This window comes from Nisaea sp. (assembly GCF_034670185.1).
Classification (GTDB): domain Bacteria; phylum Pseudomonadota; class Alphaproteobacteria; order Thalassobaculales; family Thalassobaculaceae; genus Nisaea.
The window spans coordinates 1,592,352-1,610,056 of record NZ_JAXMNY010000001.1; the positions used below are offsets into that span (position 1 = coordinate 1,592,352).

General features: G+C 59.4%; 17 protein-coding genes. 5 read left to right on the forward strand and 12 right to left on the reverse strand.

Features of this window, described 5'->3' with window-relative positions; all coding sequences use genetic code 11:
* Window positions 1-2 precede the first annotated feature (2 nt).
* Entirely contained in the window at window positions 3-431 is a 429-nt protein-coding gene (locus VOI22_RS07590) for a GNAT family N-acetyltransferase (RefSeq protein WP_323795923.1), read from the forward strand.
* 68 nt (window positions 432-499) lie between these two features.
* On the opposite strand, the gene VOI22_RS07595 is transcribed toward VOI22_RS07590, so the two are convergent.
* From VOI22_RS07595 to flgB, 11 genes are all read right to left on the reverse strand, one after another.
* On the reverse strand, window positions 500-868 hold the full coding sequence (locus tag VOI22_RS07595; RefSeq protein WP_028464654.1) for a hypothetical protein: 369 nt from the start codon (window positions 866-868) through the stop codon (window positions 500-502).
* Window positions 868-1,728 carry an AAA family ATPase gene (locus tag VOI22_RS07600; RefSeq protein WP_028464653.1) on the reverse strand — a complete coding sequence of 287 codons (861 nt, stop codon included), beginning with the start codon at window positions 1,726-1,728 and terminating at the stop codon, window positions 868-870. The genes VOI22_RS07595 and VOI22_RS07600 overlap by 1 nt, the downstream gene beginning before the upstream one ends.
* 138 nt (window positions 1,729-1,866) lie before the next feature.
* A complete protein-coding gene (alaS, locus tag VOI22_RS07605) occupies window positions 1,867-4,527 on the reverse strand; it encodes an alanine--tRNA ligase (protein ID WP_323795924.1) in 2,661 nt (886 codons plus the stop codon).
* Between the two features lie 312 nt (window positions 4,528-4,839).
* The gene (gene recA, locus VOI22_RS07610; RefSeq protein ID WP_323795925.1) at window positions 4,840-5,916 is read right to left on the reverse strand and encodes a recombinase RecA; all 1,077 of its coding nucleotides are present in this window, start codon (window positions 5,914-5,916) and stop codon (window positions 4,840-4,842) included.
* A 272-nt stretch (window positions 5,917-6,188) separates the two neighbouring features.
* Window positions 6,189-8,216 (reverse strand): ATP-binding protein, encoded by a 2,028-nt coding sequence (locus tag VOI22_RS07615; protein WP_323795926.1) that lies wholly within the window; start codon window positions 8,214-8,216, stop codon window positions 6,189-6,191.
* Window positions 8,217-8,288: 72 nt separating this feature from the next.
* Window positions 8,289-9,368 (reverse strand): flagellar biosynthesis protein FlhB, encoded by a 1,080-nt coding sequence (gene flhB, locus VOI22_RS07620; protein WP_028464650.1) that lies wholly within the window; start codon window positions 9,366-9,368, stop codon window positions 8,289-8,291.
* Between the two features lie 57 nt (window positions 9,369-9,425).
* Window positions 9,426-10,190: a flagellar biosynthetic protein FliR gene (gene fliR, locus VOI22_RS07625; protein WP_323795927.1), complete on the reverse strand. Its 765-nt coding sequence runs from the start codon at window positions 10,188-10,190 to the stop codon at window positions 9,426-9,428.
* Window positions 10,191-10,205: 15 nt separating this feature from the next.
* Entirely contained in the window at window positions 10,206-10,472 is a 267-nt protein-coding gene (fliQ, locus tag VOI22_RS07630) for a flagellar biosynthesis protein FliQ (RefSeq protein WP_028464648.1), read from the reverse strand.
* A 110-nt stretch (window positions 10,473-10,582) separates the two neighbouring features.
* Window positions 10,583-10,888, reverse strand: coding sequence for a flagellar hook-basal body complex protein FliE (locus VOI22_RS07635; protein WP_028464647.1), 306 nt, complete (start codon window positions 10,886-10,888; stop codon window positions 10,583-10,585).
* Between the two features lie 68 nt (window positions 10,889-10,956).
* Window positions 10,957-11,367 carry a flagellar basal body rod protein FlgC gene (gene flgC / locus VOI22_RS07640; protein WP_323795928.1) on the reverse strand — a complete coding sequence of 137 codons (411 nt, stop codon included), beginning with the start codon at window positions 11,365-11,367 and terminating at the stop codon, window positions 10,957-10,959.
* Window positions 11,368-11,413: 46 nt separating this feature from the next.
* Window positions 11,414-11,827: a flagellar basal body rod protein FlgB gene (flgB, locus tag VOI22_RS07645; RefSeq protein WP_323795929.1), complete on the reverse strand. Its 414-nt coding sequence runs from the start codon at window positions 11,825-11,827 to the stop codon at window positions 11,414-11,416.
* A gap of 164 nt (window positions 11,828-11,991) precedes the next feature.
* On the opposite strand from flgB, the gene VOI22_RS07650 reads away from it, so the two are divergent.
* The 4 genes from VOI22_RS07650 to fliP all read left to right on the forward strand — a co-directional run bounded on the left by VOI22_RS07650 (window position 11,992) and on the right by fliP (window position 13,922).
* Window positions 11,992-12,360 carry an EscU/YscU/HrcU family type III secretion system export apparatus switch protein gene (locus VOI22_RS07650; protein WP_323795930.1) on the forward strand — a complete coding sequence of 123 codons (369 nt, stop codon included), beginning with the start codon at window positions 11,992-11,994 and terminating at the stop codon, window positions 12,358-12,360.
* A complete protein-coding gene (locus tag VOI22_RS07655) occupies window positions 12,357-12,689 on the forward strand; it encodes a hypothetical protein (protein WP_323795931.1) in 333 nt (110 codons plus the stop codon). Before VOI22_RS07650 ends, VOI22_RS07655 begins: the two co-directional genes overlap by 4 nt.
* Window positions 12,690-12,816: 127 nt before the next feature.
* Window positions 12,817-13,149, forward strand: a complete 333-nt coding sequence (locus tag VOI22_RS07660; RefSeq protein ID WP_323795932.1) for a flagellar biosynthetic protein FliO — start codon at window positions 12,817-12,819, stop codon at window positions 13,147-13,149.
* Window positions 13,146-13,922, forward strand: coding sequence for a flagellar type III secretion system pore protein FliP (gene fliP, locus VOI22_RS07665; RefSeq protein ID WP_416366108.1), 777 nt, complete (start codon window positions 13,146-13,148; stop codon window positions 13,920-13,922). The genes VOI22_RS07660 and fliP overlap by 4 nt, the downstream gene beginning before the upstream one ends.
* A gap of 43 nt (window positions 13,923-13,965) precedes the next feature.
* Here fliP and VOI22_RS07670 read toward each other — a convergent pair whose 3' ends face one another.
* The gene (locus VOI22_RS07670; RefSeq protein WP_323795933.1) at window positions 13,966-17,682 is read right to left on the reverse strand and encodes a hypothetical protein; all 3,717 of its coding nucleotides are present in this window, start codon (window positions 17,680-17,682) and stop codon (window positions 13,966-13,968) included.
* Window positions 17,683-17,705 lie beyond the last annotated feature (23 nt).

Below are 17,705 nucleotides of genomic sequence, written 5' to 3' on the forward strand. Positions count from 1 at the left end.
CAATGATCAGACAATACCAATCCAGCGATACCGACGCCCTCGTTTCGATCTGGCGGTCCGCAAGCACGCTTGCCCATCCGTTTCTAAGCGACGGCTTCATGGCGCAGGAGGATGAAAACCTGCGCAATCTTTACCTTCCAAATGCTGAAACCTGGGTTCTGGAGCAGGAAGCAGCATCTGTCGGCTTCATTGCCCTGATCGGCGCAGAGATCGGCGGGCTGTTTCTTTGCCCCTCCTGCCATGGGCAGGGACTGGGCAAAATACTGGTGGATCACGCAGCAGGCCTCAAAGGTCCCTTAAGCGTTGAGGTTTTCGAGCGGAACCATATCGGCCGACATTTCTATGATCGATACGGATTCTCTGAAACCGGGCGATACAGGCATGATGCATCAGGAGAAATGACAATCAGGATGACGATGCCGTCAGTCTGAACCACAACACCGGAAGGCGCCCTTTACTGGGCGCCTTCTTTTTGAACTCATGCCACCGCAACGCGCCGCTAGTTGAGCGCAGCCTGCAGGGCCTTCTGCTTCTCAAGAAGATCGGTTGCCAGGGATCGGCCTCCGTCTTCGGTGCAATGATGATTCTCGATTTCAGCGGCAGCGCTGGACTTTTGCATCGCAATCGCGATTGCCGCCCATTCGAGCGGACCGGCGCCCGCTTTCTCGGCAAGCTGTTTCACTTGCGCGATAAAGTAGGCAAGTTCCTTGTCCGGGCCACCGCAGAACGGCACAGAGGCCGCAATCGTTCCGGCCGCGCTTCCATAGTCCTCAAGGGCTTGTTTCAAGGTCTCGTCGGCCGCGCCAGCCGGCGCTGAAAAAGCCGCGATGGTCAGCGCGGCGGATAGCATCAAACCAAGGCCCTTCATTACCCCCGTCCCTCCCGGCGGGCCATGAAAGCCAGCCGTTCAAACATGTGCACATCCTGCTCATTCTTCAGCAGAGCGCCATAAAGCGGCGGAATAATGTCCTTCTTGTCCTTGGACCGCAGCGTCTCCGGCGGGATGTCCTCGACCACCAGAAGCTTGATCCAGTCCAGCAGCTCGGATGTCGAGGGCTTCTTCTTCAATCCCGGCACCTCGCGCACCTCATAGAAGGAGGTCAACGCCTCGCGCAGCATGTTCTGCTTCAGCTTCGGGAAATGCACCTCGACGATTTCCGCCATCACCTCGGGCTCAGGGAAGCGGATATAGTGGAAGAAGCAGCGACGCAGGAAGGCGTCCGGCAACTCCTTCTCGTTGTTCGAGGTGATGATCACGATCGGCCGCTGTTTGGCCTTCACCACCTGCTGCGTCTCGTAGACGAAGAATTCCATCCGGTCGAGTTCGAGCAGCAGGTCGTTCGGAAACTCGATATCGGCCTTGTCGATCTCGTCGATCAGCAGGATCGACGGCTTTTCCGCCTCGAAGGCATCCCAGAGTTTTCCGCGCACGATGTAGTTGGAAATATCGTGCACCTTCTCGTCACCGAGCTGGCTGTCACGCAGACGGGAGACCGCGTCATATTCATAGAGGCCTTGTTGCGCCTTGGTGGTGGACTTGATGTGCCACTCGATCAGCGGCATGCCGAGAGCGCGGGCCACCTCGTGGGCAAGGACTGTTTTGCCGGTACCGGGCTCCCCCTTGATCAGGAGCGGACGCTGCAGGGTGATCGCCGCGTTCACAGCGACCTTGAGGTCCTCCGTCGCGATATACCCGTCCGTTCCGGAAAAGCGTGACGTCTCGGTCATGAAAACTCCCTCGGGCGCGTGATGCCGTCCGGCAGTAACCCACTGCGAACGGAAAGGAAAAAGCGCCCCCGAAGCGGGCGCCTCCTCGTTAAGGTAAGGCGATCAGTCGCTGCCTGTCGATGGCAAAGCTACCGCCAATCAGGCGAGTTTTTCAGCCAGGGCGGCTTCGATGGCGGCAATCGCCGCCGGCCCTGCATCCGCGTCCGGGCCGCCGGCCTGTGCCATATCCGCACGGCCGCCGCCGCCTTTTCCGCCAAGGGCTTCGGAGCCGACGCGCACCAGGTCCACCGCGCTGACCTTCTCCGTCAGATCCGCCGTAACACCGACCACCAGGGACGCCTTGCCCTCATCGGAGGACACAACAGCCACGACGCCAGTGCCGATCTGCTGCTTCAGGCCGTCCGCGACGCCTTTCAGCTCGCGCGCGGGCACGCCTTCAAGGGCACGGCCGGCGAATGTGACACCCGCCACATCCTTGCTCTGCGCCTCGCCTGCTCCGCCGCCCTCTGCAAGCTTGCGCCGCAGGTCCTGCACTTCGCGCTCTAGTTTGCGGCGATCCTCGATGAGGGTACCGATCCGGTCAGGCAACTGATCGACGGAAACCTTCGCCACCGTCGCTGCTGCCGTCAGCAAACCCTCGCGGCCATCGAGATATTCCAGCGCACCGGCGCCCGTGACAGCCTCGATCCGGCGCACCCCGGACGCGACCGCCCCTTCAGAGATGATATGCAGGACACCGATATCGCCGGTCCGGTTCACATGGATGCCGCCGCAAAGCTCGGTCGAGTAATGCTGCTTACCGGGATCGTCCGTCGCCCCGCCCATGCTGACAACCCGAACCTCGTCGCCGTATTTCTCGCCGAACAGCGCCATGGCACCGGCCTTGATAGCGCTTTCCGGATCCATAAGGGCTGTGGTGACGCCGCTATTGCCGCGAATGCGCTCATTCACTTCCGTCTCGACAGCCTTCAGCTCCATATGGGACATGGCTTTCGGGTGAGCGAAATCGAAACGCAAACGCCCCGGCGCGACGAGCGAGCCTTTCTGCGTCACATGTTTGCCAAGGTGCCGCCGCAATGCCTCGTGCAGCAGGTGGGTGGCCGAATGGTTGGCCTGCGTGTGACCCCTGCGCTCCTTGTCGACAGTGAGCTCGACCGCATCGCCGACCTCGACGACGCCTTCCGCCACTTTGGCGAAGTGAACCCAGAGATCGCCGACTTTCTTCTGTGTATCCGAAACGTCGATCTCCGTGCCGCCAAGGGTACGGGCAGCCCCCGCATCTCCGACCTGACCACCGGATTCGCCATAGAATGGTGTCTGGTTCACGATCATGGCGAACTCAGCCGGTCCCTCTATACGCGTTACCGGCTTGCCATCCAGCACCAGTGCCTCGATCTGGCCTTCCGCATGATCGGTGCCGTAGCCGAGGAATTCGGTGGCGCCGCATTGCTCACGCAATTCGAACCAGACCGCATCGGTCGCCGCCTCGCCGGAGCCGGACCAGGCGGCACGAGCCGCCGCGCGCTGGCGTTCCATGGCGGTTTGGAATCCGTCCGTATCCACAAGGCGGCCCTGACCACGCAGGATGTCCTGGGTCAGATCGAGCGGGAAACCGTAGGTGTCATAAAGCTTGAAAGCCACCTCACCGGCGAGGGTTTCGCCATCGCCAAGACGCGACGTCTCATCTTCCAGGTGCTTCAGACCCCGGTCGAGGGTTTCCTTGAAGCGGGTTTCTTCCAGCTTCAGGGTTTCCTTGATCAGGCTTTCCGCGCGGCCGAGTTCCGGGAAAGCGTCGCCCATCTGCTTGACCAGTGCCGGCACCAGCTTCCAGACCAGCGGGTCCTTGCAGCCCATGATATGAGCATGGCGCATGGCCCGGCGCATGATCCGTCGCAGAACGTAGCCTCGGCCCTCATTGGACGGCAACACTCCGTCGGCGATCAGGAAGCTTGAAGCGCGCAAGTGATCGGCGACCACCCGGTGGGAAATCTTGAATGGCCCGTCCGGGTCAACATTCGCCTCATGGGCCGACGCCTCGATTAGGGCACGCATTAGATCGATGTCGTAATTGTCATGATGGCCCTGCAACACGGCGGCGATGCGTTCCAGCCCCATACCTGTATCGATCGACGGGCGCGGCAGGTTCACCCGGTTGCCCGGCGCGATCTGCTCGTACTGCATGAAGACCAGATTCCAGATCTCGATGAACCGGTCGCCGTCCTCGTCCGGGCTGCCCGGAGGGCCACCCGGAATGTCCGGGCCATGATCGAAAAAGATCTCGGAGCACGGGCCGCACGGGCCGGTATCGCCCATCGCCCAGAAATTGTCAGAGGTGGCGATACGGATGATGCGGTCGTCGGACAGGCCCGCAATCTTGCGCCAGAGCGCCGCCGCCTCCTCGTCCTCGTGATATACCGTCACCAGCAGCTTGTCGGCCGGCAGGCCGTAGCGCTTGGTGATCAGGGTCCAGGCATGCTCGATGGCCTGTTCCTTGAAATAATCGCCAAAGGAAAAGTTCCCCAGCATCTCGAAGAATGTGTGGTGCCGGGCCGTATAGCCGACATTCTCAAGATCGTTGTGCTTGCCGCCAGCACGCACGCATTTCTGGGAAGTGGCAGCCCGGTTGTAGTCGCGATGCTCCTGCCCGGTGAAGACGTTCTTGAACTGCACCATCCCGGCATTGGTGAAAAGCAGGGTCGGGTCGTTCCGCGGCACCAGAGGACTGGAAGCGACTTCGGCGTGACCGTTCTCGACGAAGTAATCGAGGAATGTGCGTCGGATCTCGTTCGCGGTCTGCATATCGTCCCTCCGGACCGGCGGAGCGCGTCTCTTGCCGCCGGAATAACCGTGCCTGTCAGCCCGCCGCGCCATCGCAGCAGGCGGGGTCCGCTTTTACTGAAGAAGCCCTCTTCTGTCCAGCACGCGGCCATTGGGAATCCGCCATTTTCCATTTGGCAAATAGCTCGGTCGATAGGCCCGGGGGAGCCGGGTTGCAGCGGCCGGCTCCAAGCTTATTCAAAAGAAAGCCCTGGACCGAGACCGGTCCAGGGCTTTCTGCTTTTAATCTGCGGCGGAAAAGCCAGCTCTTGAGCCAGATTTCCTTATCCGGAGTCAGCCATCGGTTGCTGGTGCCGTATCGTCCGGCCCCTGCATCATCGCATCCGCGACCAGGCCCGCATTCTGCCGGATCTGCTGTTCGATCTCACTGGCGATTTCCTTGTTCTCGGTCAGGAAGCGCTTGGCATTCTCACGGCCCTGGCCGATGCGCTGACCGCTGTAGGAGAACCATGCGCCGGACTTCTCGACGATCCCGGCATTGACGCCGAGATCAAGGATCTCTCCGGTCTTGGAAATGCCTTCGCCATACATGATGTCGAACTCGACCACCCTGAAGGGCGGCGCCATCTTGTTCTTCACCACCTTGACCCGGGTCTGGTTACCGACCACCTCGTCCCGATCCTTGATCGCGCCGATCCGCCGGATATCCAGCCGTACGGAGGCATAGAACTTGAGCGCGTTGCCGCCGGACGTGGTTTCCGGGTTACCGAACATCACACCGATTTTCAGACGAATCTGGTTGATGAAGATGACAAGGCAGCGGGACTTTGAAATCGAGGAGGTCAGCTTGCGCAGCGCCTGACTCATCAGTCGAGCCTGCAGGCCGACATGACTGTCGCCCATCTCGCCTTCAAGTTCCGCCCGCGGCACCAAGGCTGCGACAGAGTCGACAACCAGCACATCGATAGCGCCGGAGCGTACCAACGTATCGGTAATTTCCAGCGCCTGCTCACCGGCGTCCGGCTGGGAAATCAGCAGCTCATCGAGATCAACGCCAAGCTTGCGGGCATAGATCGGGTCAAGCGCGTGTTCCGCATCGACAAAGGCGCAAGTGCCGCCATTCTTCTGGGCTTCCGCAATGGCATGCAGTGCAAGAGTGGTTTTGCCGGAGCTTTCCGGGCCGTAAATCTCGACGATGCGACCGCGTGGCAAGCCGCCAATTCCCAATCCGATATCGAGCCCGATAGAGCCGGTCGAGACGGCTTCGGCTTCAGCCACCTGCTCGTTCTGGCCGAGCTTCATAATCGAGCCCTTGCCAAATGCCTTCTCGATCTGGCCGAGGGCAGCTTCCAACGCCTTTGTCTTGTCCATGGGGTCCCGTTCGATGACTCTGAGTGCTAGTTCCGACATACCCGATCCTCCATATCCCACAAGGACGCCTGCAATGGCAATCAGCGCCGCCCCGTTTGTCCAATTAACGTTATGGAAGGGACTGAACTGAAATTCGGATTTCAGTATGTACCAGCTTTGTTCTCATTTACAAGAACATTTTCCCCTTTTGTTCACGTTCGAAATCTAGGATTCACTTTACGACTGCCTACGACATTTTGCGTCTGGGCGATGAGATCAGCATTATGTTCTCACCTTGTTCCAATTCCGTCGTCCGAATCACCATGGAGCACTCATAGCGGGTGGAGCACATCTTTCACCGTTCCCGCAAGCTGCTTCAGGCTGAAGGGCTTCGGCAGGAAATGAATGTTGGTGTCTTCCTCGATGCGCTGGCGCAGGGCGTCCTCTGAATAGCCTGAAATACAGATAACCCGGAGATCCGGCCGGTCCTCCCGCACCTTGCGCACCAGGGTCGGACCATCCATCCCCGGCATCACCACATCGGTGATCAACAGGTCGATCTCCTCGCTCTTGTCCGACAGCAATTGCAGGGCCGCCTCTCCGTTACGAGCCTCGATTACCTTGTAGCCCTTGTTCCGCAGGGCACGCGCGCCGAACAGACGGACCGGATCCTCGTCCTCGACCAGCATGATGGTTTCCACCCCGGTCAGATCCTTGCGTGATTCGGTGCCATCCATCTGCCCGTCGCCATGCCGGCTGAGCGCCTCCTTACCCTCGTAGGCGGGCAGGAATACGGAGAACGTCGTGCCCTCTCCGACTGTGCTTTCCACCGAAATGAAGCCGTTGATCTGCTTCACGATGCCATAGACAGTGGAGAGACCGAGCCCGGTTCCCTGCCCGACCTCCTTGGTCGAGAAGAACGGCTCGAAAATCCGGCCTATGATCTTCTCTTCAATGCCGGTTCCGGTATCCACCACATCGAGCTGCACATAGCGCCCGGCGGGCATCATGTCATCACCGCGCCGAACCGGCACCTGAGTGACAAAGTCATGGGTTTTCATCGTGATCTTGCCACCGCCAGGGCAGGCGTCACGGGCATTCACGACCAGATTGATCACCACCTGCTCAAGTTGCCCCTGATCGACCCGGATCGGTGCCAGCTCGCGGCCATGGGTGATTTTCAGAACGATGTTCTCACCGATCAGGCGGCGCAACAGGTGCGACAGGTCCGCAACGGTCTCGGTGACATCGAGCACCCGCGCGATCATCGTCTGCTGACGGGAAAACGCGAGCAACTGGCGCACCAGATTAGCCGCCCGGTTGGCGTTCTGCTTTACCTGCATGACATCCGAGAAGGACTGGTCTCCCGGCCGGTGACGGGCGAGCAGGAGATCGCAATACCCGTTCATGGCCGTCAGCAGATTGTTGAAATCATGTGCGACACCGCCTGCGAGCTGGCCGACAGCCTGCATCTTCTGCGACTGGGCGACCTGCGCCTCCAACTGACGGCGGCGACCGATATCGATCAGATATACGACGAGCGTCGCGCCATCCGGACCTTCCCCGACTTTAAGGGAACGGCAAAAAACAGCGACCTCGATGCCGTCCCCACCTTCGCGGTCGACAAGCTGGACTTCGATGTTCTCTCCATCTGCGGAGGCTCCCTCCAGGAACCGGGCCGCGGCCTCGCGGTCTTCCTGGTCGATAAGATCGACAAAGAGCGTGCCCCTGTCCGCCGCTCCCGGCCCGGTGCCTTCGACCAGCGCCCTATAAGCCGCATTCGCATGAATGGTTTTGAAATCGCCGCCGAGGAAAACAATGCCGGCCGGGGCGTAATCGAGAGCCGGAGCCGTCCAGCTATCCGTCTCGGGCAACAGCAATGCCAGAATGCTTCCGCCGTCCTCCGCGTCCCGATCAACGGCAAGCTGCACCTGCCAGGCTGACTGGCCCTCCGCCGACGGCACCGTTCCAGCCGTGACAAGCACTCCCGGCTCTGCAGCCCGGGCCTGCTCCATGTGCTTGCTGACCATGAGGCGCAATCGGAGAACAACCTTGTTTGAGGCGATATCGTCCCCGTCACCCGCAGCAAACAAATCGACGAAAGCCTGATTGGCGGACAGAAAACGGCCTTCGTCGGAAAACCTGCAGACCGGAAGCATTGGCGTGGCTTCCGCTTTCTCCGCCTGAGTTCGCTCAGAGAGTTCTGACGTCAAGGCCGCAACGTCTGCCCGTAATTGTTCACGCTCCGCCTCGAGTATTCTCAAGGCCGCGCGGGAGCGCCTGAGTTTGACAGTCGCAGCGACACCAATGGCAGCGGCCACCAAAAAGCCGCTCGCCGCGGGCACAATCATCGGATCCATCCGGTCTCCCCAAGGGTCGAGACATTTGTGCGGAACGATTGCACGTGCCCTCCGCCCTGTCTTTTTTCTAATTTATAGAGAGATGTTCGCGGGCACGTTCGATTTGTTCAACTTGAAGACATAGCTGATCACCTCGGCAACGGCCTTGAAATATTCTTCCGGGATTTCCTCGTCTATCTCGGCATTCTCGAATAGCGCGCGCGCCAACGGCCGGTTTTCAACGATCGGAACATCGCTGTCTGTCGCGACTTCCCGGATTTTCAGGGCAACAGCGTCCACGCCCTTGGCAACGACTCGCGGGGCGGCCATAGCGTCCATTTCATATTTCAGCGCCACGGCAAAGTGGGTCGGGTTCGTTACCACCACCGTCGCGTTTGGCACCTCGGCAATCATTCGCGTGCGGGCCCGTTCCGCCCGGAGCTGACGCAGCCGGGCTTTCACATGCGGATCGCCTTCGGTCTGCTTGTGCTCGTCCTTCACTTCCTGCTTGGACATGCGCTGCTGCTTCATGAACTCATAGCGCTGATAGAGGTAGTCTACGGTCGCCAACACACCCATTATCGCCAGCACACCGACGAACAACTTGATCGCCACCCAATGGGTTTCATTGAGCAGTTCCGTGATGTCCATCTGCACCATCAGCTCGACGCGCGAGAATTCCGGAGAGACGATCAGATAGGCGACGAAGCCGACCAGAACCATCTTGACGATGCCCTTGAGCAGCTCAACGACCGATTTCAAGCTGAACAGACGTTTTGCACCGGCGATTGGTGAGATTTTCTCAAGCTTCGGTTCGATCGCTGACGGAGCAATCAGCCAGCCTATCTGTGCGAGAATTCCTCCAGCCGCCAGAACGACAAGAAGGCCCAATGCCGGCGCGACTGCGATCCCCACATTAAGCAGAGTATCGTAAAGGACCGGTCCGACGGCGCTCATGTCGACACGGTCGGGACGCTCGATGAAAAACAGCAGTGCGCGGCTCATATCCGTCAGCAGAAAAGGCCCGATCAGTCCGACAATCAACGTCGCCCCCAAAAGGACGGCGAAATTGTTCACCTCTTTGGAACTGAGGGTTTGCCCTTTCTCCCGCGCTTGCGAGAGTTTTCGCGCAGACGGTTCTTCTGACTTATCTGCATCGTCCTGGTCGGCCATGCCACCGGCTCCGATCGCCCCGGCTGCCGCAACTCCATTGTCGCGGCGCCACACATTTTAGGTCGGGATCACGTAACTCCCGATACTCGCGCCATAATACTCCAAAAAGACCAGCATGGCCCCACTGAGAACCAGTGAAAGAACCATCAACCCCATCACCACCTGTATCGGCAGCGCGACGAAAAAGATCTGCAATTGCGGCATCAGCCGCGCCATGACCCCCATCACCAGATAGAAAAGCAGCCCCAGCACAATGAACGGCGAGGCAAGCTGGACCGCAAGCTGGAAGCTTTTCGAAATGATCGTCGAAATCGCATCAGCAAAACCTGCAATGGGAAGCGACTCCCCTGGAGGGAACAGGGAGTAGCTGTCAATCAAGGCGCGGATCAGCAAATGATGCAGGTCCGTGATCAGCAAAAGCAGGGTCGCGATATTCAGCAGGAAGAAGCCGGGCAGAGAGCCTTGCGTAGCGATGGCCGGGTTGAATATCTGCGCATTCGAAAGCCCTGTATTCATGGCGATGATCTGACCTGCCGTATCCATCGTCAATAACAGGATCCGCGCAACGATCCCGAAATAGAGCCCGATCACCATTTCAAAAAATATCAGGCGCGCCAGCTCCGGTGCAGACGGCGCCAGCGGGATTGTGTCCGCGACCAACGGTGCAACGACGAGGCTCAGCCCAAGAGTCAAGATCAGCCGGTACTGGACGGGAACGAAGGTCTCCCCGATACCCGGTATGAGCATCATGGTCCCACCCAGCCGGCTCAAGACCAGCAGAATGATGTAGACCTGAGTCGGGAGGAAATCCTCAAGAGGCATGAACCTGCGCCAGCCCTATCCGAGCGATATGATTTTGTCTGCTATGGACTGCATGAAGGCAGTTATTGTGTTCAGCATGAACGGCAGGAAGAAAATAAGCCCGCCGAACACGATGATGATCTTCGGCACGAACACCAGTGTCATTTCCTGCAACTGGGTCAGGGCCTGAAACAAGGAAATCATCAGGCCGATGGCAAGGCCAAGCAACATGATCGGCGTCGACATTGTCAGCATTGTGATAACGGCCTCGCGGCCGATCTCGATGGCATCAGCTTCATTCATGGTCTCATCCCGGCCACGGTCTCATCCCGGCAAACATGTGCAGCCCGGCAATTCCTGCCGGGCAATTCATGACCAATCGATTATGACCCGAAAAGGAGCCGCAAGCGCCATCAAACTGGCATGCGGATGACTTCCTGATAGGCCTGAACCATGCGATCCCGGAGGGTCACGATTGTCCTGAGCGTAATATCGGCGCTGTTCACCGCCTGCACCACGTCGGTCAGGTCCGCCTCGCCGGCAATCCCCTTCATGGACATCTGCTCGCCAGACTCCATCACACCGACTGCATCCTGAGCCGCCTGCTTCACGAAGCTGGAAAAATCGGTCCCGACCATGTCGGCGGATTTTGCTCCATCGGCACCTGGAACCTTACCGATTCCGGCAGCTCCTAGCGCATTTCCGATATTGCTTACCATGGAGAACTCCATTTCTATTCAACCCGATATTACTCGGAATCACGCTTTCTTTCCAGCCCAGCCCATATTTAGCCGCGTAACAGATCAACCGTCCGCTGCAGCATGCTACGCGCCATCTCGATCGAGGAAAGGTTGGCCTCGTAACTGCGCTGCGCTTCCCGCATGTCCATCATTTCAATCAGGCTGTTCACATTCGGGCGACGCACATATCCCTCTTCATCGGCCAGAGGATGGAACGGCTCGTATGCCAGCTCGAACTCCGAATCGTCCCGCCCGATCTTCGCAACACGGACCATTTCGGCATCCGCCTCCCGGTTCACATAGTTCTCGAAGACGATGGTTTTACGGCGATAAGGGTCTACTCCCTTGACCGAACCGAGTGAGTCCGCGTTGGCCACGTTTTCGGAAATGACCCTGAGCCGCGTGCCCTGGGTTCGCATACCGGATGCGGAAATCTTGATCGCAGAATTGAGATCCATGACTTAATCCTTTCCTGTCCACGCCTGTTTTTACTGGGGGGCCTGCTTACCGGGCACCACCGCCGCCAAGTGCAGTGCGGAACATGCCGATCTGCTTGTTGTAGAGGTTCAGCGCGAGGTCGTACTGCAGCTTGGTGTCTTGCACGGCGATCATCTGTTCTTCCAGAACGACGCCGTTGCCGTTCGGGCTCGCCTCGTAAACGTCCTTGTAACTCGTTTTATCGATACGGAAATCATTGCGCGGCGTGGTTCCGGTCATGTGGCTGCCTTCCGTCACTGCGACGGGAAGCTTGATCACTTGCTCAACCTCTCGCTTGAAGTTGATCGGTGTAAGGTCCTGCGACCGGTAGCTCGGAGAGTCGGCATTCGCGATGTTCTGCGCCAACACGGACTGGCGTTCGGAAAGCCAGTTCAGCTTGTGCTGTGCCATGTTCATCAGTGTCAGATTGGTGATCGACATATCGACTCTCGCTCGCGCACTTTTCGTTCATCTCAGAGAACCTTCATAGCTCCCGCAACAGTAAAAGCAAACATCATGCCAAGATTGGCTTGTTTGGGTTGGGCGCCTGCGCGCATATACTTCTCCCTATGACAGACCGTTCGCGAGACCTGACAGGAATTTCGGTGTCCGACGCAGAAGCCCTCCCTAATCGGGAGGGGCAGCGCGCGGCAATGGAGCGGCGTGCCGCCAAAGCCCGGCGTGAAGCCAACGCGGCGAAAGACCGCCAGATTGCAATCGCACTCGACCACGATGACGGCACCGAAGACGCACCGCGGGTGATCGCCAAAGGTTATGGCGAGGTCGCGGAAAAAATTCTGCGCCTTGCTTTTGAAAACGATGTGAAAGTGCGGAAAGATCCGGACCTGGTGCAGATCCTCGCTGCCGTCGAAGTGGATTGCGAAATCCCGGTTGAAGCCTTCGCGGCCGTCGCAGAGATCCTAACCTATGTATATCGCGCCAACGAACGGATCCGTGTCGAGGAGCAGAAATGACAGCCGCAAATCCTGAAACCCCAGCAGAACGGCTGACATCGGTGCGTGCACGCCTTGAGGCCGCCCTGAAGGAGCCGTCGTCAATCATCTCCGGCTCGCTTATCGGCCTTGAAACGGATGTAGCGTCCGTCTGTACAACGATCCCGGACCTGCCGCCGAAAGAAGCCCACGCCCTCGCTCCGGAAATGAAACATGTCATCGGGCTGCTTGAATTGCTGTCGGAGGTAATGGCCAAAAAGGCGGCTGAGGAAGCGCCCCCTTCCGATTCCGCGAACCTGCGCAGGAAGGCCGCAGCAGCCTATGGCGGCAAAGGGCGCGGCAACGGCTGACCGCATCCAAACGTGTCGCCTTGATTTCCGGCCCTGCCCGGCTTCTCTCCACAGATCACCGTTACTTCGCATCACGGACATCGGCTTGCCGGTTCCCATCCGCGACACCTTGTGAAATGCTTTCGTCATGGGTTTTGATATTTATGTTCGGTTTTTCCTCGGCTTCGCCTTCACGATCGGCTTGATCGGCGTGGTCTATTGGGTTGCCCGCCGCTATGCGGGGAGGCTTGGTATCGTGCGCACCCACAATACCGGGCGTCTCTCAGTGACCGGTCAGATATCTCTCGACCCGCGGCGTCGCGTGATGCTCGTTCGCTGCGATGACCGCGAGCATTTACTGCTGCTTGGCCCGAATAACGATCTGATTATCGCCTCAGACTTGGGCACGAGCAGCTTTCAGTCCGCCTTGAAAGCCGCCGGAACCGCCGACAAGCTGGCTGAAAAGGGAGAGCAGGCATGAGACAGGCCCTTTTCACCCTCCGCTGGCCGCACTGGGCCGGCATCGCAGGAGTTATCTGCACCGCCCTGATCTGCCTGATTATGGCGCCGGATGCAGTGGCGCAGACCCTGACTCTGGATATCGGTGAGCCCGGCGGCTCGACAACGGCGCGCCTGATCCAGCTTGTTGGCGTCGTGACACTGCTCTCCATTGCGCCGGGCATTCTGGTGACCGTCACATCTTTCACCCGGCTGGTGATCGTCTTCTCTCTGCTCCGTACCGCGCTCGGCACCCAGCAATCGCCGCCGAATATCGTAATGATCAGCCTCGCACTGTTCCTGACCGGCTTCATCATGGCGCCAACACTTGAAAAAGCGTGGCAGGACGGCATCTCTCCGTTGATCGAGGAACGGATAGACGAGTTTGAAGCCTTCGAGCGCGCTGCTGAACCATTCCGTGTATTCATGCTCAGCCAGGTCCGCGACAAGGATCTTCAGCTTTTTGAGGATATTGGCCGGGTCGGCCCGGACGAAATCGGCGCTAACGCGCCTCTTAAAGTGCTCGTCCCCGCCTTCATGATCAGCGAGCTAAGACGTGCCTTCGAGATCGGCTTCCTGATCTACCTGCCGTTCGTCATCATCGATATGGTCGTGGCGTCAATCCTGATGTCCATGGGCATGATGATGGTGCCGCCGGTCATCGTCTCCCTGCCCTTCAAGCTGATCTTCTTCGTTCTGGTGGATGGCTGGTATCTGATCGCCGGAAGTCTGGTGCGAAGTTTCGGCGCCTCATAGCCAGAGACACCGTCACACTCACAACACGAAGTGCGGGCACAACCTAGTTTGTTGCACTCAGCGGCTTGTCCTTGAGACGGTCCCGATAGGACGTCAGGAAAGCCTGAAACCGGCCAATCTCACCGAACCGGTCCGCCAACGTCCGGAAATCGTCGAGATCTCCCTCGGTCTTGTTGGTAATCAGGCGGAAAGCTTCGCGGAACGGCGTGTTGTCCATCTGCTGGGTGAAAATCTGCCGAACCCGGCTCAACTGCTCAATATTGTTGCTAAGCGACAAGGATACAGCCCAGTTCAGGATCAGAGTCGCTGCGCGATCGTCGATCCGACGCCCGTCCTGACCCGACCGTCCAACCAGACGCTGGAAAACCTCGGCAGCCTGAGCCCAGCGCTGGGTCCGCCAGAAAACATCCGCGCGCAACAAATCCGCATCCCGACTCTGATCACCGGACAGCAGCCTCAATGCACCGTCCGCATCCCCCAATTCAAACTCGGCGCGGGCGCGGAGGCGCTTACGCTCCAGCGCCAGATCTGCCCCCATACCGGGAGCGACACTTTCATCCAGCGCGGCCAGTGCTTCTTCAGGTCTGCGGTCCAACAAACGGATCAGAGCGAGCCTGGCGCCGACACGCGCCTTGTCTCCGCCCTGCAGACGGAACTTCACCTGCCGTTCCAGCAGAATGGATGCACGATCAAGCAGATCGACCTGGACCAGACGATCCGCCAGCCTCTGGATGATCTCGTCTCCGCGGGCGCCGACAGGGGTAAGTTCACGGAACTGATCGTAAAGCGACAACGCCTGGATCGGCGTCATCTTGTCAGCGTCGCCCTCGGTGAAGATCCGGCTGAAGGAATCCGTCATCTCCTCGGCGACCTGCTCGGCATATAGATTTTCCGGGAAGAAGGTCACCGCTTCACGCAGCGCATTCAGTCCGTCAATATATTCGTTTTCTTCCAGGTAAAGCTTGCCCAATTCGCGCAACAGGTCGAACTCAACCTGGTCCCCACGCCACGTGTAGCGCAGGCTCTCAAGCCCGGCGATTGCATCCGTAGGACTGATCTGGCCAGCCCTCAGACCATGTTCGATCAGAGCCCGCTCGGCACGGACCCGTGACCAGCGGTCCAGCCCCTGGGATAGACGCCGCCAGTAATCCAGCGCCGTGTCGATATCTCCCGACGCGTAAAGAATCCGCCCCCGCAGATAATTCAGGCGGGATTGCTCGCCGGGTGTCGGCTGGCCTTCAGCGACAACATCGATGAAGGCGCCAGCGCCACGATAGTCGCCAGCGCGGATCGCCGCTTCAGCGGCCAGCAGCGCCATCTGTGTCGCGACGTTTCTCGGATATCCACCCGGTATTTCACCGGCGCGGGCGAAATGCTCGACCGCTTCCGGCCACCGCCCCTGAGACGCCTTCGTCGCACCGCGCCATAGCTCTGCCTCCGATAGACCGCTGAGATTGCGGTCCATCAGATCTTCCTCGGCTTCCTTGTAACGCCCGAGCATGAAATGAGCCGCGCCACGCAGCGCTTTCACGTCCGGCCTGCGGGAGAGATCTTCGTCCTCGGCCTCGATCGTCCGAAGCAGCCCCATCGCTTCGGCGGAAAGGCCGTGCGCGAAGTAAAAATGAGCCAGCTCCAGGCGGGGACCGCTACGCGCGATACTGGTCGCTTCGGAAATCCGCCTCTGGATCGCCTGCTTTTCCTGCAGGAAATCTTCCGTGCCGCCTTTACGCCAATTGCTGAAATCGAATATCCGGCCAGGCGCCAATCCGGGCGGCAATCCATCTATACGCTGAGCAACCTGATCGTCCGTCGATTGCTGCACATTTCGAGAAATCGTCAGCCCGCCGAGCTTGGTGATGGCAACACCATCCGGCAAGGACCGGATGGTGACATCATCGGCCAAAGGCTGAACAACCACGCCCTGCGCCGAATTCAGAAGATTGAACTCGGTGAATTGCCGCAAACCGTCGACACCGCGGCTGAGCGAGGCGACCGGCACGACAAACAGCTGATCGCCGATCTCGGGGTCCCTGATAATAACGGTCGCGCCGTGGTCCTCCAGCGGGATGAAAACGCGGGGGCCCTGCGCGCTGACGAGCTGTGTTTCAACTCGCACCGGCACATCAGGCCGGCTGTTCTGGGGCCGGAAATCAACGATCCAGACGGCATTGTCACGCCAGACTCTGGGGTTAACGCCTTCGACGGTGGGGAACCGGACAGCCGATCCTCCATTTACCGGAACCTGAATTTTTTCGCCGAACAACTGATAGTCGACACTATTAAGGCCCTTGAGATCAAAGCGGGCGGGCGCTCCGAAGACCACCCACACATACCCGGCCCGCGCGAACACCGCGGCGGCAACAGGCTGGGTCCACTCAAAACGGACCGAGACGATATTGTTGTCCTGCGAGGCGGTGACCGGAATGACCGGTCCTTCGATCACCCCCTGATTTCCGGCACTGAGGCTGGAGACAAGAGACTCGCCATTCTTCATCAGCGTCTTCAGATCGATGTCCTGAAGCCGTGTCGCAGTTCCAAAAGCCTCCGGTTCTATCTCGGGTGACTTGCCCGGCGCCGTCGCTTGTGACTCTGTTTCCGTTTGGGGCAGTCCGGCTTGAGCAGGATCGGCAGCGGCTTGCTGCTCTGCCCCGGCTCCGGCGGCAGGAGGTATGGGGGCTGGGTTATCTGTCGCTTCGGTCTGCGACGCATTAACTGGTGCTGGTGCTGGTGCCGGTGCTGGAGCTGCCGCCACCGATGCCGGAGGCACGGCAACTCCGGCAGCCCCGCCGGCTTGCGGCTGCAGTCCGAACTGGGCGGCGACCTGTTTCGCGGAATCGGTCGCCTGATTTTCCGGTACCGCTGCCGTCACTGGCTCTACCGGTGCGGCACGAGGCGCCGGCACTGCAGGCTCTGTCGATGCGGATGCGGATACTCCCGTTCTACTCGGCTCACCGCCCTCCACCACATCCAGAACGACCCGCGTTCCGCTGGTGAAATGCCGAACACCTTCACGCGCCTGCAGCGGGATCGTTACATCGATCGCATTGCCGCCAGGAACCGAACTGAAATTCTTTAAACGCTCCGGAATGAACCGCCGGACCTCTTCGTCATTGATCCAGGCCGGGTTTTCGAACCGGATAACCGCGCGGTCCGGTTGCTCCGAAACGCTATAGGGCGTTTGCTTCGTCCAGTCGAAAACGAAACGATAAAATTTGTCATGCGCACCGGTCCGCACGGACAATTCAGGCACATTCGGCGGCCTCGGACTCGCCGCTGGCGGAGCCCTCTTTGCAGGGGCTGGAGCCGCTGCGGGCGCGGGTGCCGGTGCAGGCGGAGCAGGAGCGGCAGCAGCTCTCGGAGCCGGAGCTGGCGCCGCGGCAGCAGCCGGTGCCGGAGCATTACGATCAAAAAACTCCAGGACAACCGATGTTCCGACTCGGCTTGAGCGGAACCGCGGATTGCCTGTGAGATCGATCAGCACCGTTCGGTTATCGCTATCGAGGCTGACCCCGGAGATGAAATTCCCGACACCGTTTGCCACCGGGCCGAAATCGGCTGCGACCGGGCGATTGAACACGATCGCCAGAGTGTTGCCGAACTTTTGAGCCTCGTAACCGACCCGAGTTGGCCAGTCGAATCGCAGGCTATCGACGCCGTTCGCACTTCCGCTTGAAATACCAAGGGTCTGCGCCCCGGCCGAAGCCAATGTCACGAGCACCAAGCATAGCACTGCTACGGTCCGGATCGCGGCAGACCGCATCCCGGCTCCAGCAGATGCGATAC

Excerpts from the sequence above, each read along its gene's own strand:
- VOI22_RS07655 (WP_323795931.1), top strand. The coding sequence starts at position 12,357 with ATGACAGCCGCAAATCCTGAAACCCCAGCAGAACGGCTGACATCGGTG.
- flgC (WP_323795928.1), bottom strand. The coding sequence starts at position 11,367 with ATGGATCTCAATTCTGCGATCAAGATTTCCGCATCCGGTATGCGAACC.
- fliR (WP_323795927.1), bottom strand. The coding sequence starts at position 10,190 with ATGCCTCTTGAGGATTTCCTCCCGACTCAGGTCTACATCATTCTGCTG.
- flgB (WP_323795929.1), bottom strand. The coding sequence starts at position 11,827 with ATGTCGATCACCAATCTGACACTGATGAACATGGCACAGCACAAGCTG.
- fliQ (WP_028464648.1), bottom strand. The coding sequence starts at position 10,472 with ATGAATGAAGCTGATGCCATCGAGATCGGCCGCGAGGCCGTTATCACA.
- alaS (WP_323795924.1), bottom strand. The coding sequence starts at position 4,527 with ATGCAGACCGCGAACGAGATCCGACGCACATTCCTCGATTACTTCGTC.
- VOI22_RS07615 (WP_323795926.1), bottom strand. The coding sequence starts at position 8,216 with ATGGATCCGATGATTGTGCCCGCGGCGAGCGGCTTTTTGGTGGCCGCT.
- recA (WP_323795925.1), bottom strand. The coding sequence starts at position 5,916 with ATGTCGGAACTAGCACTCAGAGTCATCGAACGGGACCCCATGGACAAG.
- VOI22_RS07600 (WP_028464653.1), bottom strand. The coding sequence starts at position 1,728 with ATGACCGAGACGTCACGCTTTTCCGGAACGGACGGGTATATCGCGACG.
- fliP (WP_416366108.1), top strand. The coding sequence starts at position 13,146 with ATGAGACAGGCCCTTTTCACCCTCCGCTGGCCGCACTGGGCCGGCATC.
- VOI22_RS07670 (WP_323795933.1), bottom strand. The coding sequence starts at position 17,682 with ATGCGGTCTGCCGCGATCCGGACCGTAGCAGTGCTATGCTTGGTGCTC.
- VOI22_RS07590 (WP_323795923.1), top strand. The coding sequence starts at position 3 with ATGATCAGACAATACCAATCCAGCGATACCGACGCCCTCGTTTCGATC.
- VOI22_RS07635 (WP_028464647.1), bottom strand. The coding sequence starts at position 10,888 with ATGGTAAGCAATATCGGAAATGCGCTAGGAGCTGCCGGAATCGGTAAG.
- flhB (WP_028464650.1), bottom strand. The coding sequence starts at position 9,368 with ATGGCCGACCAGGACGATGCAGATAAGTCAGAAGAACCGTCTGCGCGA.
- VOI22_RS07660 (WP_323795932.1), top strand. The coding sequence starts at position 12,817 with ATGGGTTTTGATATTTATGTTCGGTTTTTCCTCGGCTTCGCCTTCACG.
- VOI22_RS07595 (WP_028464654.1), bottom strand. The coding sequence starts at position 868 with ATGAAGGGCCTTGGTTTGATGCTATCCGCCGCGCTGACCATCGCGGCT.